The sequence below is a fragment of the Micromonospora sp. CNZ297 genome (assembly GCF_007827625.1).
Genome location: NZ_VISU01000001.1, coordinates 121710 through 133398 on the forward strand (window position 1 = coordinate 121710; position 11689 = coordinate 133398).

Sequence of the window (11689 nt, forward strand, 5' to 3'; positions counted from 1 at the left end):
CGGGCCCGCCGGTCCGGGCCGCGGTGCCGGGGGGCGGCGGTAGGGTCGGGGCCATGGCGACCTGGGAAGACGTGCGGCGCATCGCGCTGGGCCTGCCCGAGACCACCGAGCGACCCACGTACGACGAGGCGCCCGCCTGGCGGGTCCGCGACAAGTCGTTCGTCTGGGAGCGGCCGCTGCGGCGCGGCGAACTCGATGCGCTCGGCGACGCCGCGCCGGACGGCCCGATCCTCGGCGCGCGGGTGCCCGACCTGGGCGCCAAGGAGGCGCTGATCGCCGACGACCCGGCTGTCTACTTCACCACGCCGCACTTCGACGGATACCCGGCGGTGCTGGTCCGGCTCGACCGGATCGGCGTGGACGAGCTGACCGAGCTGGTCACCGAGGCGTGGTACGCGCGGGCCCCGAAGCGGCTCGCCACGGCGCACCGGGCGGAGAACGCGTGACCGGCCCGGTGGACGCGATCGTCTTCGACATGGACGGCACGCTCGTCGAGTCGCACGCGGTGGTGCCCGCGGCGTACCGGGCGGCGGTGCGGGCCGGAGGCGGGCCGTCGTACACCGACGCCGAGGTCATCGCCGGCTACTCGATCGGCTCCCCTGCGGACCTGCTGGCGCACCTGCTGCGGCGGCCCGCCTCCGACCAGGACCTGGACCACTACCACACCGAGCTGGATGCGCTCGCCGGCCGGGTACGCGTCTACCCCGGCGTCGCCGACGCGCTCGCCGAGATCGCCGCCCGGGTGCCGGTCGGCGTGTTCACCGGCGCGAGCCACCGGGCCGCCGAGATCCTGCTCGACCGGGCGGGCCTGCTCGGTCACTTCGAGGTCGTCCTCGGCGGGGACCAGGTCGACCGCCCCAAACCGGCGCCCGACGGCGTGGAGGCGGCCTGCCGTCGGCTCGGCGTGCCACCCGGCCGCGCCGCGTACGTGGGTGACTCACCACTGGACGTACGCGCCGCCCGGCGCAGCGGCGCGGTCGCGGTCGCCGCCGCGTGGGGTCACCAGTACGACCCCGACGAGCCCGCCGACCTCAGCCTGAGCCGGCCCGGGGAGCTGCTGGCCCTGCTGGGCTGAGCCTCTTTCCCGGCGTGGGACGCTCGGCTAGCCTGCCGGGCATGCCATCGACGTTGACCGAGGCGACCGACCCGTGGTGCCTGCGTCCGGGAGAGGCCGCCGACCTGCTGCGCGGGCACCCGTGGCGGCGGTTCGTGGTGCTGGGTGACAGCGTCGCGGAAGGACTGTGCGAACCCGCCGACGGCTACCCCGACCTCCAGTGGGCCGACCGGATCGCCGCCGAGCTGCGCGCGATCCGGCCGGAGCTGGCCTACCTGAACCTGGGCCGGCGCGGACTGCGCGCGCACGAGGTCCGGGCCACCCAGCTGGCCGGCGCGCTGGCCTTCGAGCCGGACCTGGCCCTGGTGGTGTGCGGCGGCAACGACGCGTTCCGGTCCGCCTACGACCCGGACGCTGTCGACGCCGAGCTGACCGCCATGATCACCGCGCTACGGGAGGCGGGCGCGGACGTCATCACCGTGGGCATGTTCGACGTGTCGCACAGCCCGGCGGTGCCGGACGCGCTGCGCGCGGGCCTGGGCGAGCGGATGCGGCGGCTGTCCCGGCACACCCGGGCGGTGGCCGAGTGCCTGGGCACACTGCACGTTCACCTGACCGACCACCCGCTGGTGGCCGACCCGTCGCTGTACAGCAGCGACGGCCGCCACGGCAGCGCCCGCAGCGACGCGGTAGCCACCGCCGAAACCCTGAAGGTCCTCTCCACCCACCTCCCCCACCCCTGACCCACCCTCCCCCCGGCTCCCCGCCCCGCCCCGCCCCGCCCCGCCCCGACCCGCCCCGACGATCATGAGGTTGGCGGCGCTGAGCGTCCGATTTGTTCCCGTCAACTTCATGATCAGCGGGGTCAGGGGGCGAGGGTCAAGCGCCGACCCCGGATCCACCTTGTTGACCAAGGAGTTTGGGTCGCTGACACGCCCCCGTGAGGACCCAAACTCCTTGATCAACGCTGGGAGTGAGGGGGAACGGGGGTGGACGGGGATGGAGCGGGTCAGTCCGTCAGCAGGATGCCGGTCAGGAGGACGCCTCTCGCCAGGTTGAGGACCTCGTCGCACCCCGGGTAGCCCACCCGCGCCAGCGCGCCTGAACCTGTGCGGTCGAACAGGTACGGGGCGAGGCTGTACGGGACGTCGGCGGTGACCGTCTCACCGGTCTCGATCTGCACGAAGTCCATCGCCACCCGGTCCGCCTCGTGGTAGCGCTGAAGGATGTTGCCGCCCTCCGCGATCGCAGCGCGTACCCCGTCCGCCCACGCCACAGCTGTCATCTCCCGGCCGATCAGCACGCCGTGCCCGGCTGATCCGCCGGCCGGCTTGGCGACCAGGTCGGCCTGTTCGGCGAGGGCCCGGTCGAGCTGGTCGGCGGTGAGCGCCACGGTGTGCGGCACGTACCGGCGGATCAGCGTCCGGTCGTCCTCCGGCAGCAGGTCCAGGTCGTCCCAGAGCCAGGCGTAGTTCAGCTTGTTGCTGAGCAGCCAGGCGGCGCTGCTGACGAACATCGGCAGCGTGCCGGCGGCGAGCGCGCCGGCCACCGCGTCCAGCCCGGCGCTGGGGGTGACCCGGTTGGGCACGAACAGCCGGAACAGGGCGTCCACCGGGGCGCCGCCCACGACCAGCCGGTTCTGCCCGTCCAGGGTGGCGGTGGCGACCGGGGCGATGACCAGGTCGATGCCGAACGGGCGGGCCTGGTCGATCAGCGGGGACAGGATCCGGATGAACGTCTCCGGGTCGTCCAGCCCCGGGTAGTCGGCGTCGAAGTCCATCAGCAGCGCCACCCGGGCGCCGTCGGGCAGGCCGAGTGTGTCCCGGATGGCCACGAACCGCTGGTCCAGCAGGGACGGCGCGGGCCGGGCGCCGTCGAGCAGGTCATGGGTACGGTACAGCTCGGCGTACCGCTGGATCACGGTGTCGGCGTCGAAGCCGCCGCCGAGGCTGCTGTCGATGTTGTACTCGACGATGCACGGCACGCCGCCGGAGAACAGCACATCCGGCCGGTACGCGGCGAGCAGCCCCTCGTGCAGTTCCTCGTCCGGGTCGAGCAGCCGGGTCTCGCCGTCCGGCACGTCGAGCAGCAGGCGCAGCTCACCGGCGGTGCGGGCGCGGCGCCGGCAGGCCTCCAGGATGAGCTGGGCGATGCGGTCGCAGACCTCGTTCAGCTCGCGGAACGCGTCGGCGGTGAACACGGGCGGGCGGGCCAGCCGCCACTGCTTGTTGTACGTGGCCCGGCCGTGGAAGATCTTCTCCCAGGCCACGGCGCCGGTGGTCACCATCGCGGTACGGGTGGACTCGGGCAGGTCGGTCCACGCCTGGCCGAGCGGCGGCCACGTGTAGTTCGGGTCCATCGTTCATCCGTCCTTGAGGGTCAGTTGGATGGCGGCGGCGAGCTGGTCGCGGCCGGGCTGCACGGCCCGGTCCAGGGCGGGCGCGAAGGGCAGCACCGCGCCGTCGGGGCGGGTGACCCGGCGGGGTGGCGCGGCCAGCCGGGCCCGCTCGACCACCGTGGCGATGATCTCCCCGGCGATGCCGCAGGAGCGGTTGCCGTCGTCGACGACCACCAGCCGCTCGGTGCGGCTCACCGACTCGACCAGCCCGTCCCAGTCGAACGGGTAGAGCGTGCGGGGGTCGAAGACCTCCACCGACGCCTGCCCGGCGAGTTCCTCGGCGACGGCGAGCGCGTCGTGCACCAGGTGCCCGACCGCCACCACTGTCACGTCGGTGCCGGCGCGGCGGACGATCCCCCGGCCCAGCGGCACGGGCACCAGGTCGGTGACGTCGGCGCGCAGGTCCAGGGCGCCCGCCGGGGCGAAGACCACCACCGGGTCGTCGCAGCGGATCGCGGAGACCAGCAGCCCGTACGCGTCGGCCGGGGTGGCCGGTACGACTGTGGTCACCCCGACGTGGGCGAACAACGCGTACGGGTGGTCGGAGTGCTGCCCGGCCCAGCCGGTGCGGGAGCCGGAGCCGGGCACCACGTAGGTGACCGGCACCGCGCACTGGCCGCCGGTCATGAGCGGGAACTTGTGCGCGTGGTTGACGATCTGCTCGAAGACCAGGAACAACAGCGACGGGATCTGGAACTCCACCACCGGGCGGGCCCCGGCCAGCGCCGCGCCGGTGGCGAAGCTGGTGAACGCCTGCTCGGACAGGGGGGTGTCGCGGACCCGTTCCGGGCCGAACTTCTTCAGCAGGCCGGTGGTGACGTTCGCGGCGGCCACCCGGATGTCCTCGCCGAGCACCACGACCGACTCGTCGCGGGTCATCTCGTCGGCGAGCGCCCGGGTGAGCGCCCTGCGGTAGGAGAGCCGGGGCATCAGCCACCTCCGGTCCGGGCGGTGAGCCCGCTGGCGTACAGGTGGTCCAGGGCGGTCGCCGGGTCGGGGTGCGGCCCGGCGAGCGCGTAGTCGACGGCGGCGTCCAGTTCCGCCTCGACGGCGGCGTCCACCTCGGCCCGTACCGCCGGGTCGAGCCGTGCTCCGGCGATGTCCACCGGATCGCGGGACCGGCCCTCGGCCACCTCCTCCGGCGGTCGGTAGTCGAGGCGTACCTGATGTTCGAAGGTGTGGTGGGCGTCGAAGCGGTAGGTGCGGGCCTCGACCAGCTCGGGTCCGCCGCCGGCGCGCATCCGCGCGACGGCGGCGGCGGTGACCTCGCGTACCGCCTCGGGGTCCTGCCCGTCGACGGTGGCCGCCGGCATGCCGAACGCGGCGGCCCGCCCGGCGATGGTGCCGGCGACCGCGCCGTCGACCGGCATGGTGGTGGCGTAGCCGTTGTTCTCGCAGACGAACAGCACCGGTATCCGCCAGAGCGCGGCCAGGTTGAACGCCTCCAGGAGCATGCCCTCGTTGACCGCGCCGTCGCCGAAGAAGGTGGCGCCGACGATGTCGGCACCGCGCCGCCGGCGCTCCCACACCGCTCCGGTGAGGATCGCCCCGGCGGCCCCGACGATGGCGTTGGCGCCGAGGACGCCGACGCCGAAGTCGGCGGCGTGCATCGACCCGCCCCGGCCCCGGTTGAGCCCGGTGACCCGGCCGCACAGTTCGGCCAGCATCCGGGCCGGGTCGGCACCCTTTGCGAGCACGTGCCCGTGCCCGCGGTGGGTGCCGGTGACCAGGTCCTCGCGGTCCAGCGCCGCGCAGACGCCGGCGGCGATCCCCTCCTGACCGAGGTACGGGTGGATGCCGCCGACGATCTCCCCGGCGCGGACCAGCTCGATCGCGCGTTCCTCGAAGCGGCGGATCAGCCGGACCGTCCGGTAGAGCCGGAGCGGGTCGGAGCCGGTCACGCCGGACGGCCCTCCTTGACGGCGGCGAGGATGTCGTCCCAGAGGCGGGCGCGGGCGGCGAGCGCGGCGTTCACCGTGTCGGCGCACTCCTGCCACTTGGTGTCGTCGTCGCCGCACAGGTCGGCCAGCATCTGCATGGCCATCGGGGTGTGCTGCTCGCCGTCGACCTCGATGTGCCGCTCCAGGTAGTCGACGAACTTGTTGAGCCTGTTGCTGCGCTCGTTGACGGCGACGACCTGGGTGAACATCTCGGGGATGAGGTCCTCGCGGCCGAACGCGAACGCCGCGGCCTGGCAGTGCACAGGGGTGGTCTCGATGATGCGCCAGGTGGTGCCGGCGAACGCGGCGGACGCCGCGGGGACGCCGGCGGCGCCGAGCGCCTCGGTGACCGGGGTGCCGTCGCGCAGCAGGTCGACGAGCTTGTTCACGGCTGTGGTGTCGGCGCCGGCCTCGGTCATGCCCTGCACGTACAGCTCGAAGTGGCTGATGTAGCCGTCGCCGAGTTCGTCGCTCTCCTCGACCATGACGATGTCGTTGATGAGGCGGCGGCTGCCGGTCGGGCCGGTCGGGATCCACGGCACCGTGACGCAGGTGAGCTGCCGCTGCAACGACTTCAGCAGGGACATGAAGTCCCAGACGGCGAAGACGTGGTGCTCCATGAACGTGACGAGCGCGTCGTGGGTGTCGAGGTTGGCGTAGAGGGGGTGCTTGACCACCACGTCGCGGCGCTCGGTCACCGCCCGCTCCAGCCGCTCGATGCCCGGGTGCGTCTTACCCCAGTCGTACCGTGACATTGTCAGCCTCCCTGCTGGGCGCGGTCGCGCCAGATGACCGGGCAGTAATCGGGGTCCGCGTAGTCCGGCCGGCCCTCGTGGGTGCGGCGGACCAGCACGTCGTGGTTGTACGCGGCGAGGGTGCCGTCGGAGAGCGGATACTCCCGCCAGGCGTTGTCGCCGTCCTGCAGGTGCAGCGAGACGGCCCGGCGGGGCCGGCCGCTGACGTTCGCACCGCTGCCGTGGTAGGTGCGGCAGTGGTGGAAACTCATGTGTCCCTTGGGGATCACCATGGGGATCTTGCGGATTTCGGCGCCGTTGTACGCCGCGTTCTCGGCGAGCATCACCTCGAGCTGGTCGCGGTCCCGGTCGGCGAAGTGCCGGACCACCGTGTCGTCGGCGCCGATCTCCCGCCAGCGGTGGGAGCCGTCGACCATGGTGATGGTGCCCATCTCCTCACCGCAGTCGTGGAACGGGATGAACGCGGTGAGCATGTTCTCCGACGACGAGGACGCCCAGTAGTGCTTGTCGAAGTGCCAGGGCACGATGTTCGACGGCTCGCCGGCGATCGGCGGCTTCCAGATCAGCGTGGACTGGAAGATCCGGATCTCGGCGGCGCGGGCCAGCCGGGCGGCGACCGCACCGATCAGCGGCTTGCGCAGGATGCGGGCGATGCCGTCGTGCTCGTGGTGGACGTAGTCGTTGTGCCGCTGCACGTCACCCTTGGAGGGCTCCCAGTAGGCCAGCTTCGGCGGGCGTACCGGCAGGCGGCGGTCACGGTCCCCGGCGTAGTAGCTGTCGGTGGCGGCGACGAGTTCGTCCACCTCGTCGTCGGTGAGCAGCTTCTTCGACAGGTACCAGCCGTGCTCGGCGTAGTGCCGGACGTCCTCGTCGGAGGGAAGCAGCGCCTCCTCCTCGGCGGTCAGCCCGGGATCGATGGTGGTCATGCCCCAACCCCTCCGGCCGCGACGCCGGGGGTCGCCCCCGCCGCGGCCAGCTCGCGTTCCTTCGCTTCGTAGAGCGCCTTGATGTTGCCGCTGCCGAAGGTGCGCGCCCCGCGCCGCTCGATGAGTTCGAGGAAGAGCGTGCGGCGCACGTGCATCGACTCGGTGAAGATCTGCAGCAGTTGCCCGTCGTGGTCGGAGTCGACCAGGATGCTCAGCTCGCGCAGCCGGTCCACCGGCGCGTCCAGCCGGCCGACCCGCTGCTCCAGCCCGTCGTAGTAGGCGCCGGGCGTGCTGGCGAACCGCACCCCGCGCCCGGCGAGCGCGCCCACGGCGGTGACGATGTCGTCGGTGCGCAGGCCCAGGTGCTGCACCCCGGCCCCGGCGTGCCAGCGCAGGAAGTCCTCGATCTGCCCCGGCCGGGCGCCGGTGTCCGGCTCCAGCAGCACGAAGGTGACAGTCCCGGACGGGCTCTGCACCACCTTGGAGTTCATCGCCTGGCCGGCGACCTCGATGTGCTCGGTGAAGATGTCGGCGAAGCCGAACACCTTCTCGTAGTGCGCGACGGTCTCGTCGAGCTGCCCCGGCGGCACGCAGATCGCCAGGTGGTCCACCTCGGCGAGCAGCGTGTCCGTGCCGTCGGGCGCGGTCACCGGCTCGATCGCGCCGGGCAGGAACACACCCGGGTCGCCGCGCCGCTCGACGAGGCGGTGCACCACGTCGCCGAAGCCGCCGACCTCGGCCACCACCACCTCGGCGTCCGCGCCGGTGAAGGTGCGCGGCGGGCTCAGCGCCGTCGCGCCGCGGTCCACCAGCTCGGCGTACGCCCCGGCGGCGTCGTCCACGGCGAGCGCCACCACGGCGATGCCGTCGCCGTGCCGGTGCACGTACGTGGCCGCCGGGTGCTCGGCGGACAGTCCGGTGGTCAGCAGCAGCCGGATGCCGGCCTGGGCCAGCAGCAGGGAGCGCTGCCCGTCCAGCCCGGTCTCCGGACCGCCCTGCCCGCACAGCCGGAAACCGACCGCGTTGTCGAAGTAGAAGGCCGCCTGCCGGGCGTCCCCCACGTACAGTTCGAGATGATCTATCCCGTTGATGGTCATGGGCTTCCCCTGTTCCCCCCGTGATCGCGACCCGGACGGACGCCCGGGACTGGAGTCCGGTCAGCCCGCGGCCGGGGTGGCGGCCCGGCGGGCCGGCCCGGAGAGCCGGCGCAGGAGCAGACTGACGTTCTGGCCGCCGAACCCGAACGAGTTCGTCAGCGCGTGGCCGGCCCGGGTGGGCCGGGGCACGGCGCGGACGTGGTCCGCCTCGCACTCCGGGTCCGGGTCGTCCAGGTGGTAGGTGGGTGGCAGCAGGCCACTGTCGAGCGCCAGCGCGGTGGCCGCGGCCTCCAGCACCCCTGACGCGCCGAGCAGGTGCCCGGTGAGCGCCTTGGTGGAGCTGACCGGCACGCCGCCGGTGCCGAACACCTCGGCCAGCGCGGTCGTCTCGGCGATGTCACCGAGCTTGGTGCCGGTGCCGTGCGCGTTGACGTACCCGACGTCGGCGGGCCCGACCCCGCCGGCCGCCAGCGCGCGGCGCATGCACGCCGCCGCTCCGGCGCCGTCCGGCCGCGGCGCGGTCGGGTGGTACGCGTCGGTGTTCGCCCCGAAACCGGCGACCTCGGCGTAGCCGCGCACACCCCGGCCGTCGGCGTGCCCGGCGCGCTCCAGCACCAGCAGCGCCGCGCCCTCGGCCAGCACGAAACCGTTGCGCCGCTTGTCGAACGGGCGGCTCGCCTCGGTCGGTTCGTCCCAGCCCCGGGCCAGCGCCCGGGCGTTGCCGAACGTGTCGGCGAACGTGCCGAACAGCGGCGCCTCGCTCGCCCCGCACACCACCACGTCGGCCTCGCCGGAGCGGATGAGGCGTACCCCGTCGGCGACGGCCTGGGCACCGGAGGCACAGGCCGTGCCGACCGACGAGCTGTAGCCGCGGATGCCGTGCGCGATGGCGATCCGCGCCGATGGCATGTTCGGCAGGATGCCGGTGAGCAGGTACGGGCTGACCGCCGCCCGGCCCCGGGCGGCCCGCGCCAGCACCTGGCCCTCCAGCGTGGACATGCCGCCGACGCCGCCGACGATCACCGCGATGCGCTCCGGGTCGACGTCGCGGCCCACCTCGATGCCGGCGTCGGCGAGCGCCTCGGCGGCGGTGATCAGGGCGAGCAGCACCACCCGGTCGAGCACCTTCGTCTCCGGTCCGGAGGCGACGCTGCGCGGGTCGATGTCCGGCAGCACCCCGGCCACCTCCAGGCTGCCCGCCGCCGGGTGTCCCTCGGGCGGGCGGCGCAGCCCGGACCGGCCGGTGATCAGCGCGTCGAACGTGTCCGCCACGCCGCGCCCGGCCGGGGTGAACAGGCCCATGCCGGTGATGACGGCGGTCACGACGGCGCCTCGGTCAGGTAGCGCTCGCGCAGCGCCACCTTGCGGACCTTGCCGGTCACGGTGACCGGGATGTCGTCGGCGCGTACCGGGACGATCCGGCGCAGCGTGGCTGCCACGTCCGGGCCGAGCGCGGTACGGATGCGCTCGGTGCGGTCCGCCTCCGGGTCGGCGCCGGCGGCCAGCTCCAGCAGCACGTCGGTGGTGACTGTGCCGTCGTCCGCCTTGACGATCACCACAGTGCAATCGGTGACGTCGGGGCAGGCGGCGAGGATGCGTTCCTCGGACAGCGCGGTGAAGAACCGCTTCCCGTCGCCTGCCTCGACCGAGTCGACCGCCCGGTCCAGGTGGTAGTAGCGGCCGTCCTCGTCGGCGTACACCAGGTCGCCGGTGAGGTACCAGCCGCGCAGCCGGAACCGGTACGTGGTGACCGAGTCGTTCCAGTAGCCGCGGAACAGCGACGGCGAGTCGATGCCGAGCCAGCCGACCTGCCCGGGCGGCAGCTCGTTGCCGTCGGCGTCGAGCACGGCGACCTTGGCGAACCGGTACGGGCGGCCCACGCAGCGGCCGTACCGGTCGGTGTCGGTGGTGTGGGTGATGTGGAACATCGAGTGGCCCATCTCGCTGGAGCCGAGCCCGTCGATGAACACCGACCCGGGTACCCGGGTCACGCCGCCACGCGTCACCACGTCGCGGGAGCCGACAGCGACCAGCCGCCGTACGTGCGGCTCGTGCGAGCAGTCGCCGGTGTTGAACCACAGCCGCACCGAGTCCAGGTCGTAGCCGGACAGGTCGAAGCGGGCCAGCTCGGCCCAGGTGACCGAGAAGCCGAACACGCCGTCCGGGCGCCACCGCTGGATCGCGTCCAGCACCCGCTCACCGCCCTGGTCGGAGAGCAGGAACATCTCCGCCCGGTTGCCGAGCGCCTGGTTGACCATGAGCACTGTGGCGGTGTGCGGGGCCGGCAGCGCGTTGAGGATGCGTGTGGTGCCCTGTGCCTGCGGCATGGACAGCAGGTGGCGGGTGGCGGCGAACAGGCTGGCGTGCGAGTGCAGCACCGCCTTCGGCACACCGGTGGTGCCGGAGGTGTGGGTGATCACGATCGGGTCGTCCGGGTGGTGCCGGTAGTGTGCGGGTGCCGTGTCGGGGTCGCCGGTGCCGGCCTGCGCGGGCTCGCCGAGCATCGGCGCGCCCAGGTCGTGCCCGGCCAGCGCCTCGGCGTGCGCGGCGTCGGCGAGCACCCCGGCGGCGCGCAGCCGGCGGATGTACTCGGCGGCGATCTCGGGACGCAGCCTGCCGTTCATCAGCGCCGGGACGGCGCCGAGGCGGGTCAGCGCCAGGAACGACAGCACCATGTCGGCGGCGGTGCCGGCCCAGACCGCGACCGGGTCGCGGGGTTTCACCCCGCGTTCGTGCAGCCACGCCGCCCGGGCGGCGACCATCCGGTCGAGCCGGCCCAGGGTCAGCGGGGTCTCGGCCGGGTGGCCGTCGATCTCGGTGTCGAACGTGAGCCCCGGCCCGTCCGGGTCGGCGCCGTGGGCCAGCACCCGGGCGAGCACGTTGCCCGCGCCCAGCTCGGCGTCGGCCGCGAGCGCGCCGCGTAGTCCCTTCGTCCTCATTGACGTGTTCCCTCCCCCAGCAGCACCGCGGTCGCCTCGCCCGGCGTACCGTCCGGTGCCAGTTCGATCAGGATCAGCAACGCCTGTGCGGCGTCGCCGTCGTACAGCAGCAGGTCCGCCTCGGCCTCCCCCTCGGCCCGCGCGTCGCCGGTGGGGCTCAGGCACACCACCGGCCCGTCCAGTCCCCAGCGCGCCGCGACGTGCCCGGCCACGCTGTTCGGCACCGACTGGAAGAAGAACAGCGGCCCGATCCGCCCGCCCGCGGCCACAGTGGCGCGTACGTGCGCCGCCCCGGCGGTGTCCCCACCGGCGCTGACCAGCACCACAGCCGTCCGGTTGCCCGGCGGCAGCGGCCCGGCGCCGTACCGCCGCGCGAGGCAGCGCTGCGCCACCGCGGCCACCAGCGGCGCGAACGGCGAGTGCACGAACCCCGGCACCCCGGCCGGCCCCGCGCCCCCGTCCCCGTCCTCGGGCCACCGCGCCTCCGCGAGCACCACGACCCCCCCGTCGCGCGATCTTGCGGTTGGTGCCCCGGGCGCGGGCGTTGTGCCCGGTTCGCCGGGGCCGTGAGTGCAAGATC

12 protein-coding genes are annotated in these 11689 nt (G+C 73.6%); 3 read left to right on the plus strand and 9 right to left on the minus strand.

The features are described from left to right. The first annotated feature begins 53 nt into the window (after positions 1 to 53). The 3 genes from FB454_RS00540 to FB454_RS00550 are packed head-to-tail and all read left to right on the plus strand — an operon-like array spanning position 54 to position 1797. A complete protein-coding gene (locus FB454_RS00540; protein WP_013286625.1) occupies positions 54 to 446 on the plus strand; it encodes an MmcQ/YjbR family DNA-binding protein in 393 nt (130 codons plus the stop codon). Continuing rightward, on the plus strand, positions 443 to 1075 hold the full coding sequence (locus FB454_RS00545) for an HAD family hydrolase (RefSeq protein ID WP_013286626.1): 633 nt from the start codon (positions 443 to 445) through the stop codon (positions 1073 to 1075). The genes FB454_RS00540 and FB454_RS00545 overlap by 4 nt, the downstream gene beginning before the upstream one ends. Before the next feature lie 41 nt (positions 1076 to 1116). After that, positions 1117 to 1797 carry an SGNH/GDSL hydrolase family protein gene (locus FB454_RS00550; protein WP_013286627.1) on the plus strand — a complete coding sequence of 227 codons (681 nt, stop codon included), beginning with the start codon at positions 1117 to 1119 and terminating at the stop codon, positions 1795 to 1797. 266 nt (positions 1798 to 2063) lie between these two features. Here the strand turns inward: FB454_RS00550 and FB454_RS00555 are convergent, their stop codons facing one another. Genes FB454_RS00555 through FB454_RS00595 form a run of 9 tightly spaced genes read right to left on the minus strand, consistent with a single transcriptional unit; the run spans position 2064 to position 11606 of the window. Further along, entirely contained in the window at positions 2064 to 3413 is a 1350-nt protein-coding gene (locus FB454_RS00555; RefSeq protein WP_013286628.1) for an ATP-grasp domain-containing protein, read from the minus strand. Positions 3414 to 3416: 3 nt separating this feature from the next. Beyond that, on the minus strand, positions 3417 to 4382 hold the full coding sequence (locus FB454_RS00560) for an alpha-ketoacid dehydrogenase subunit beta (protein ID WP_013286629.1): 966 nt from the start codon (positions 4380 to 4382) through the stop codon (positions 3417 to 3419). Then, positions 4382 to 5353: a thiamine pyrophosphate-dependent dehydrogenase E1 component subunit alpha gene (locus tag FB454_RS00565; RefSeq protein ID WP_013286630.1), complete on the minus strand. Its 972-nt coding sequence runs from the start codon at positions 5351 to 5353 to the stop codon at positions 4382 to 4384. The genes FB454_RS00560 and FB454_RS00565 overlap by 1 nt, the downstream gene beginning before the upstream one ends. Next, a complete protein-coding gene (locus tag FB454_RS00570; RefSeq protein WP_013286631.1) occupies positions 5350 to 6147 on the minus strand; it encodes a DUF3050 domain-containing protein in 798 nt (265 codons plus the stop codon). Before FB454_RS00570 ends, FB454_RS00565 begins: the two co-directional genes overlap by 4 nt. A gap of 2 nt (positions 6148 to 6149) precedes the next feature. Further along, positions 6150 to 7073: a phytanoyl-CoA dioxygenase family protein gene (locus FB454_RS00575; RefSeq protein WP_013286632.1), complete on the minus strand. Its 924-nt coding sequence runs from the start codon at positions 7071 to 7073 to the stop codon at positions 6150 to 6152. After that, on the minus strand, positions 7070 to 8170 hold the full coding sequence (gene hppD, locus FB454_RS00580; RefSeq protein WP_013286633.1) for a 4-hydroxyphenylpyruvate dioxygenase: 1101 nt from the start codon (positions 8168 to 8170) through the stop codon (positions 7070 to 7072). Before hppD ends, FB454_RS00575 begins: the two co-directional genes overlap by 4 nt. Before the next feature lie 60 nt (positions 8171 to 8230). Next, complete coding sequence (locus FB454_RS00585) at positions 8231 to 9493, minus strand: beta-ketoacyl-[acyl-carrier-protein] synthase family protein (protein ID WP_013286634.1); 1263 nt, start codon at positions 9491 to 9493, stop codon at positions 8231 to 8233. Beyond that, positions 9490 to 11109 (minus strand): class I adenylate-forming enzyme family protein, encoded by a 1620-nt coding sequence (locus FB454_RS00590; RefSeq protein ID WP_013286635.1) that lies wholly within the window; start codon positions 11107 to 11109, stop codon positions 9490 to 9492. Before FB454_RS00590 ends, FB454_RS00585 begins: the two co-directional genes overlap by 4 nt. Beyond that, positions 11106 to 11606: a beta-ketoacyl synthase chain length factor gene (locus FB454_RS00595; protein ID WP_013286636.1), complete on the minus strand. Its 501-nt coding sequence runs from the start codon at positions 11604 to 11606 to the stop codon at positions 11106 to 11108. Before FB454_RS00595 ends, FB454_RS00590 begins: the two co-directional genes overlap by 4 nt. Positions 11607 to 11689: the final 83 nt, after the last annotated feature.

Bases quoted from the DNA above. Each gene is read 5' to 3' on its own strand.
- FB454_RS00540 (WP_013286625.1), top strand. From the start codon at position 54: ATGGCGACCTGGGAAGACGTGCGGCGCATCGCGCTGGGCCTGCCCGAG.
- FB454_RS00550 (WP_013286627.1), top strand. From the start codon at position 1,117: ATGCCATCGACGTTGACCGAGGCGACCGACCCGTGGTGCCTGCGTCCG.
- FB454_RS00555 (WP_013286628.1), bottom strand. From the start codon at position 3,413: ATGGACCCGAACTACACGTGGCCGCCGCTCGGCCAGGCGTGGACCGAC.
- FB454_RS00560 (WP_013286629.1), bottom strand. From the start codon at position 4,382: ATGCCCCGGCTCTCCTACCGCAGGGCGCTCACCCGGGCGCTCGCCGAC.
- FB454_RS00570 (WP_013286631.1), bottom strand. From the start codon at position 6,147: ATGTCACGGTACGACTGGGGTAAGACGCACCCGGGCATCGAGCGGCTG.
- FB454_RS00575 (WP_013286632.1), bottom strand. From the start codon at position 7,073: ATGACCACCATCGATCCCGGGCTGACCGCCGAGGAGGAGGCGCTGCTT.
- hppD (WP_013286633.1), bottom strand. From the start codon at position 8,170: ATGACCATCAACGGGATAGATCATCTCGAACTGTACGTGGGGGACGCC.
- FB454_RS00590 (WP_013286635.1), bottom strand. From the start codon at position 11,109: ATGAGGACGAAGGGACTACGCGGCGCGCTCGCGGCCGACGCCGAGCTG.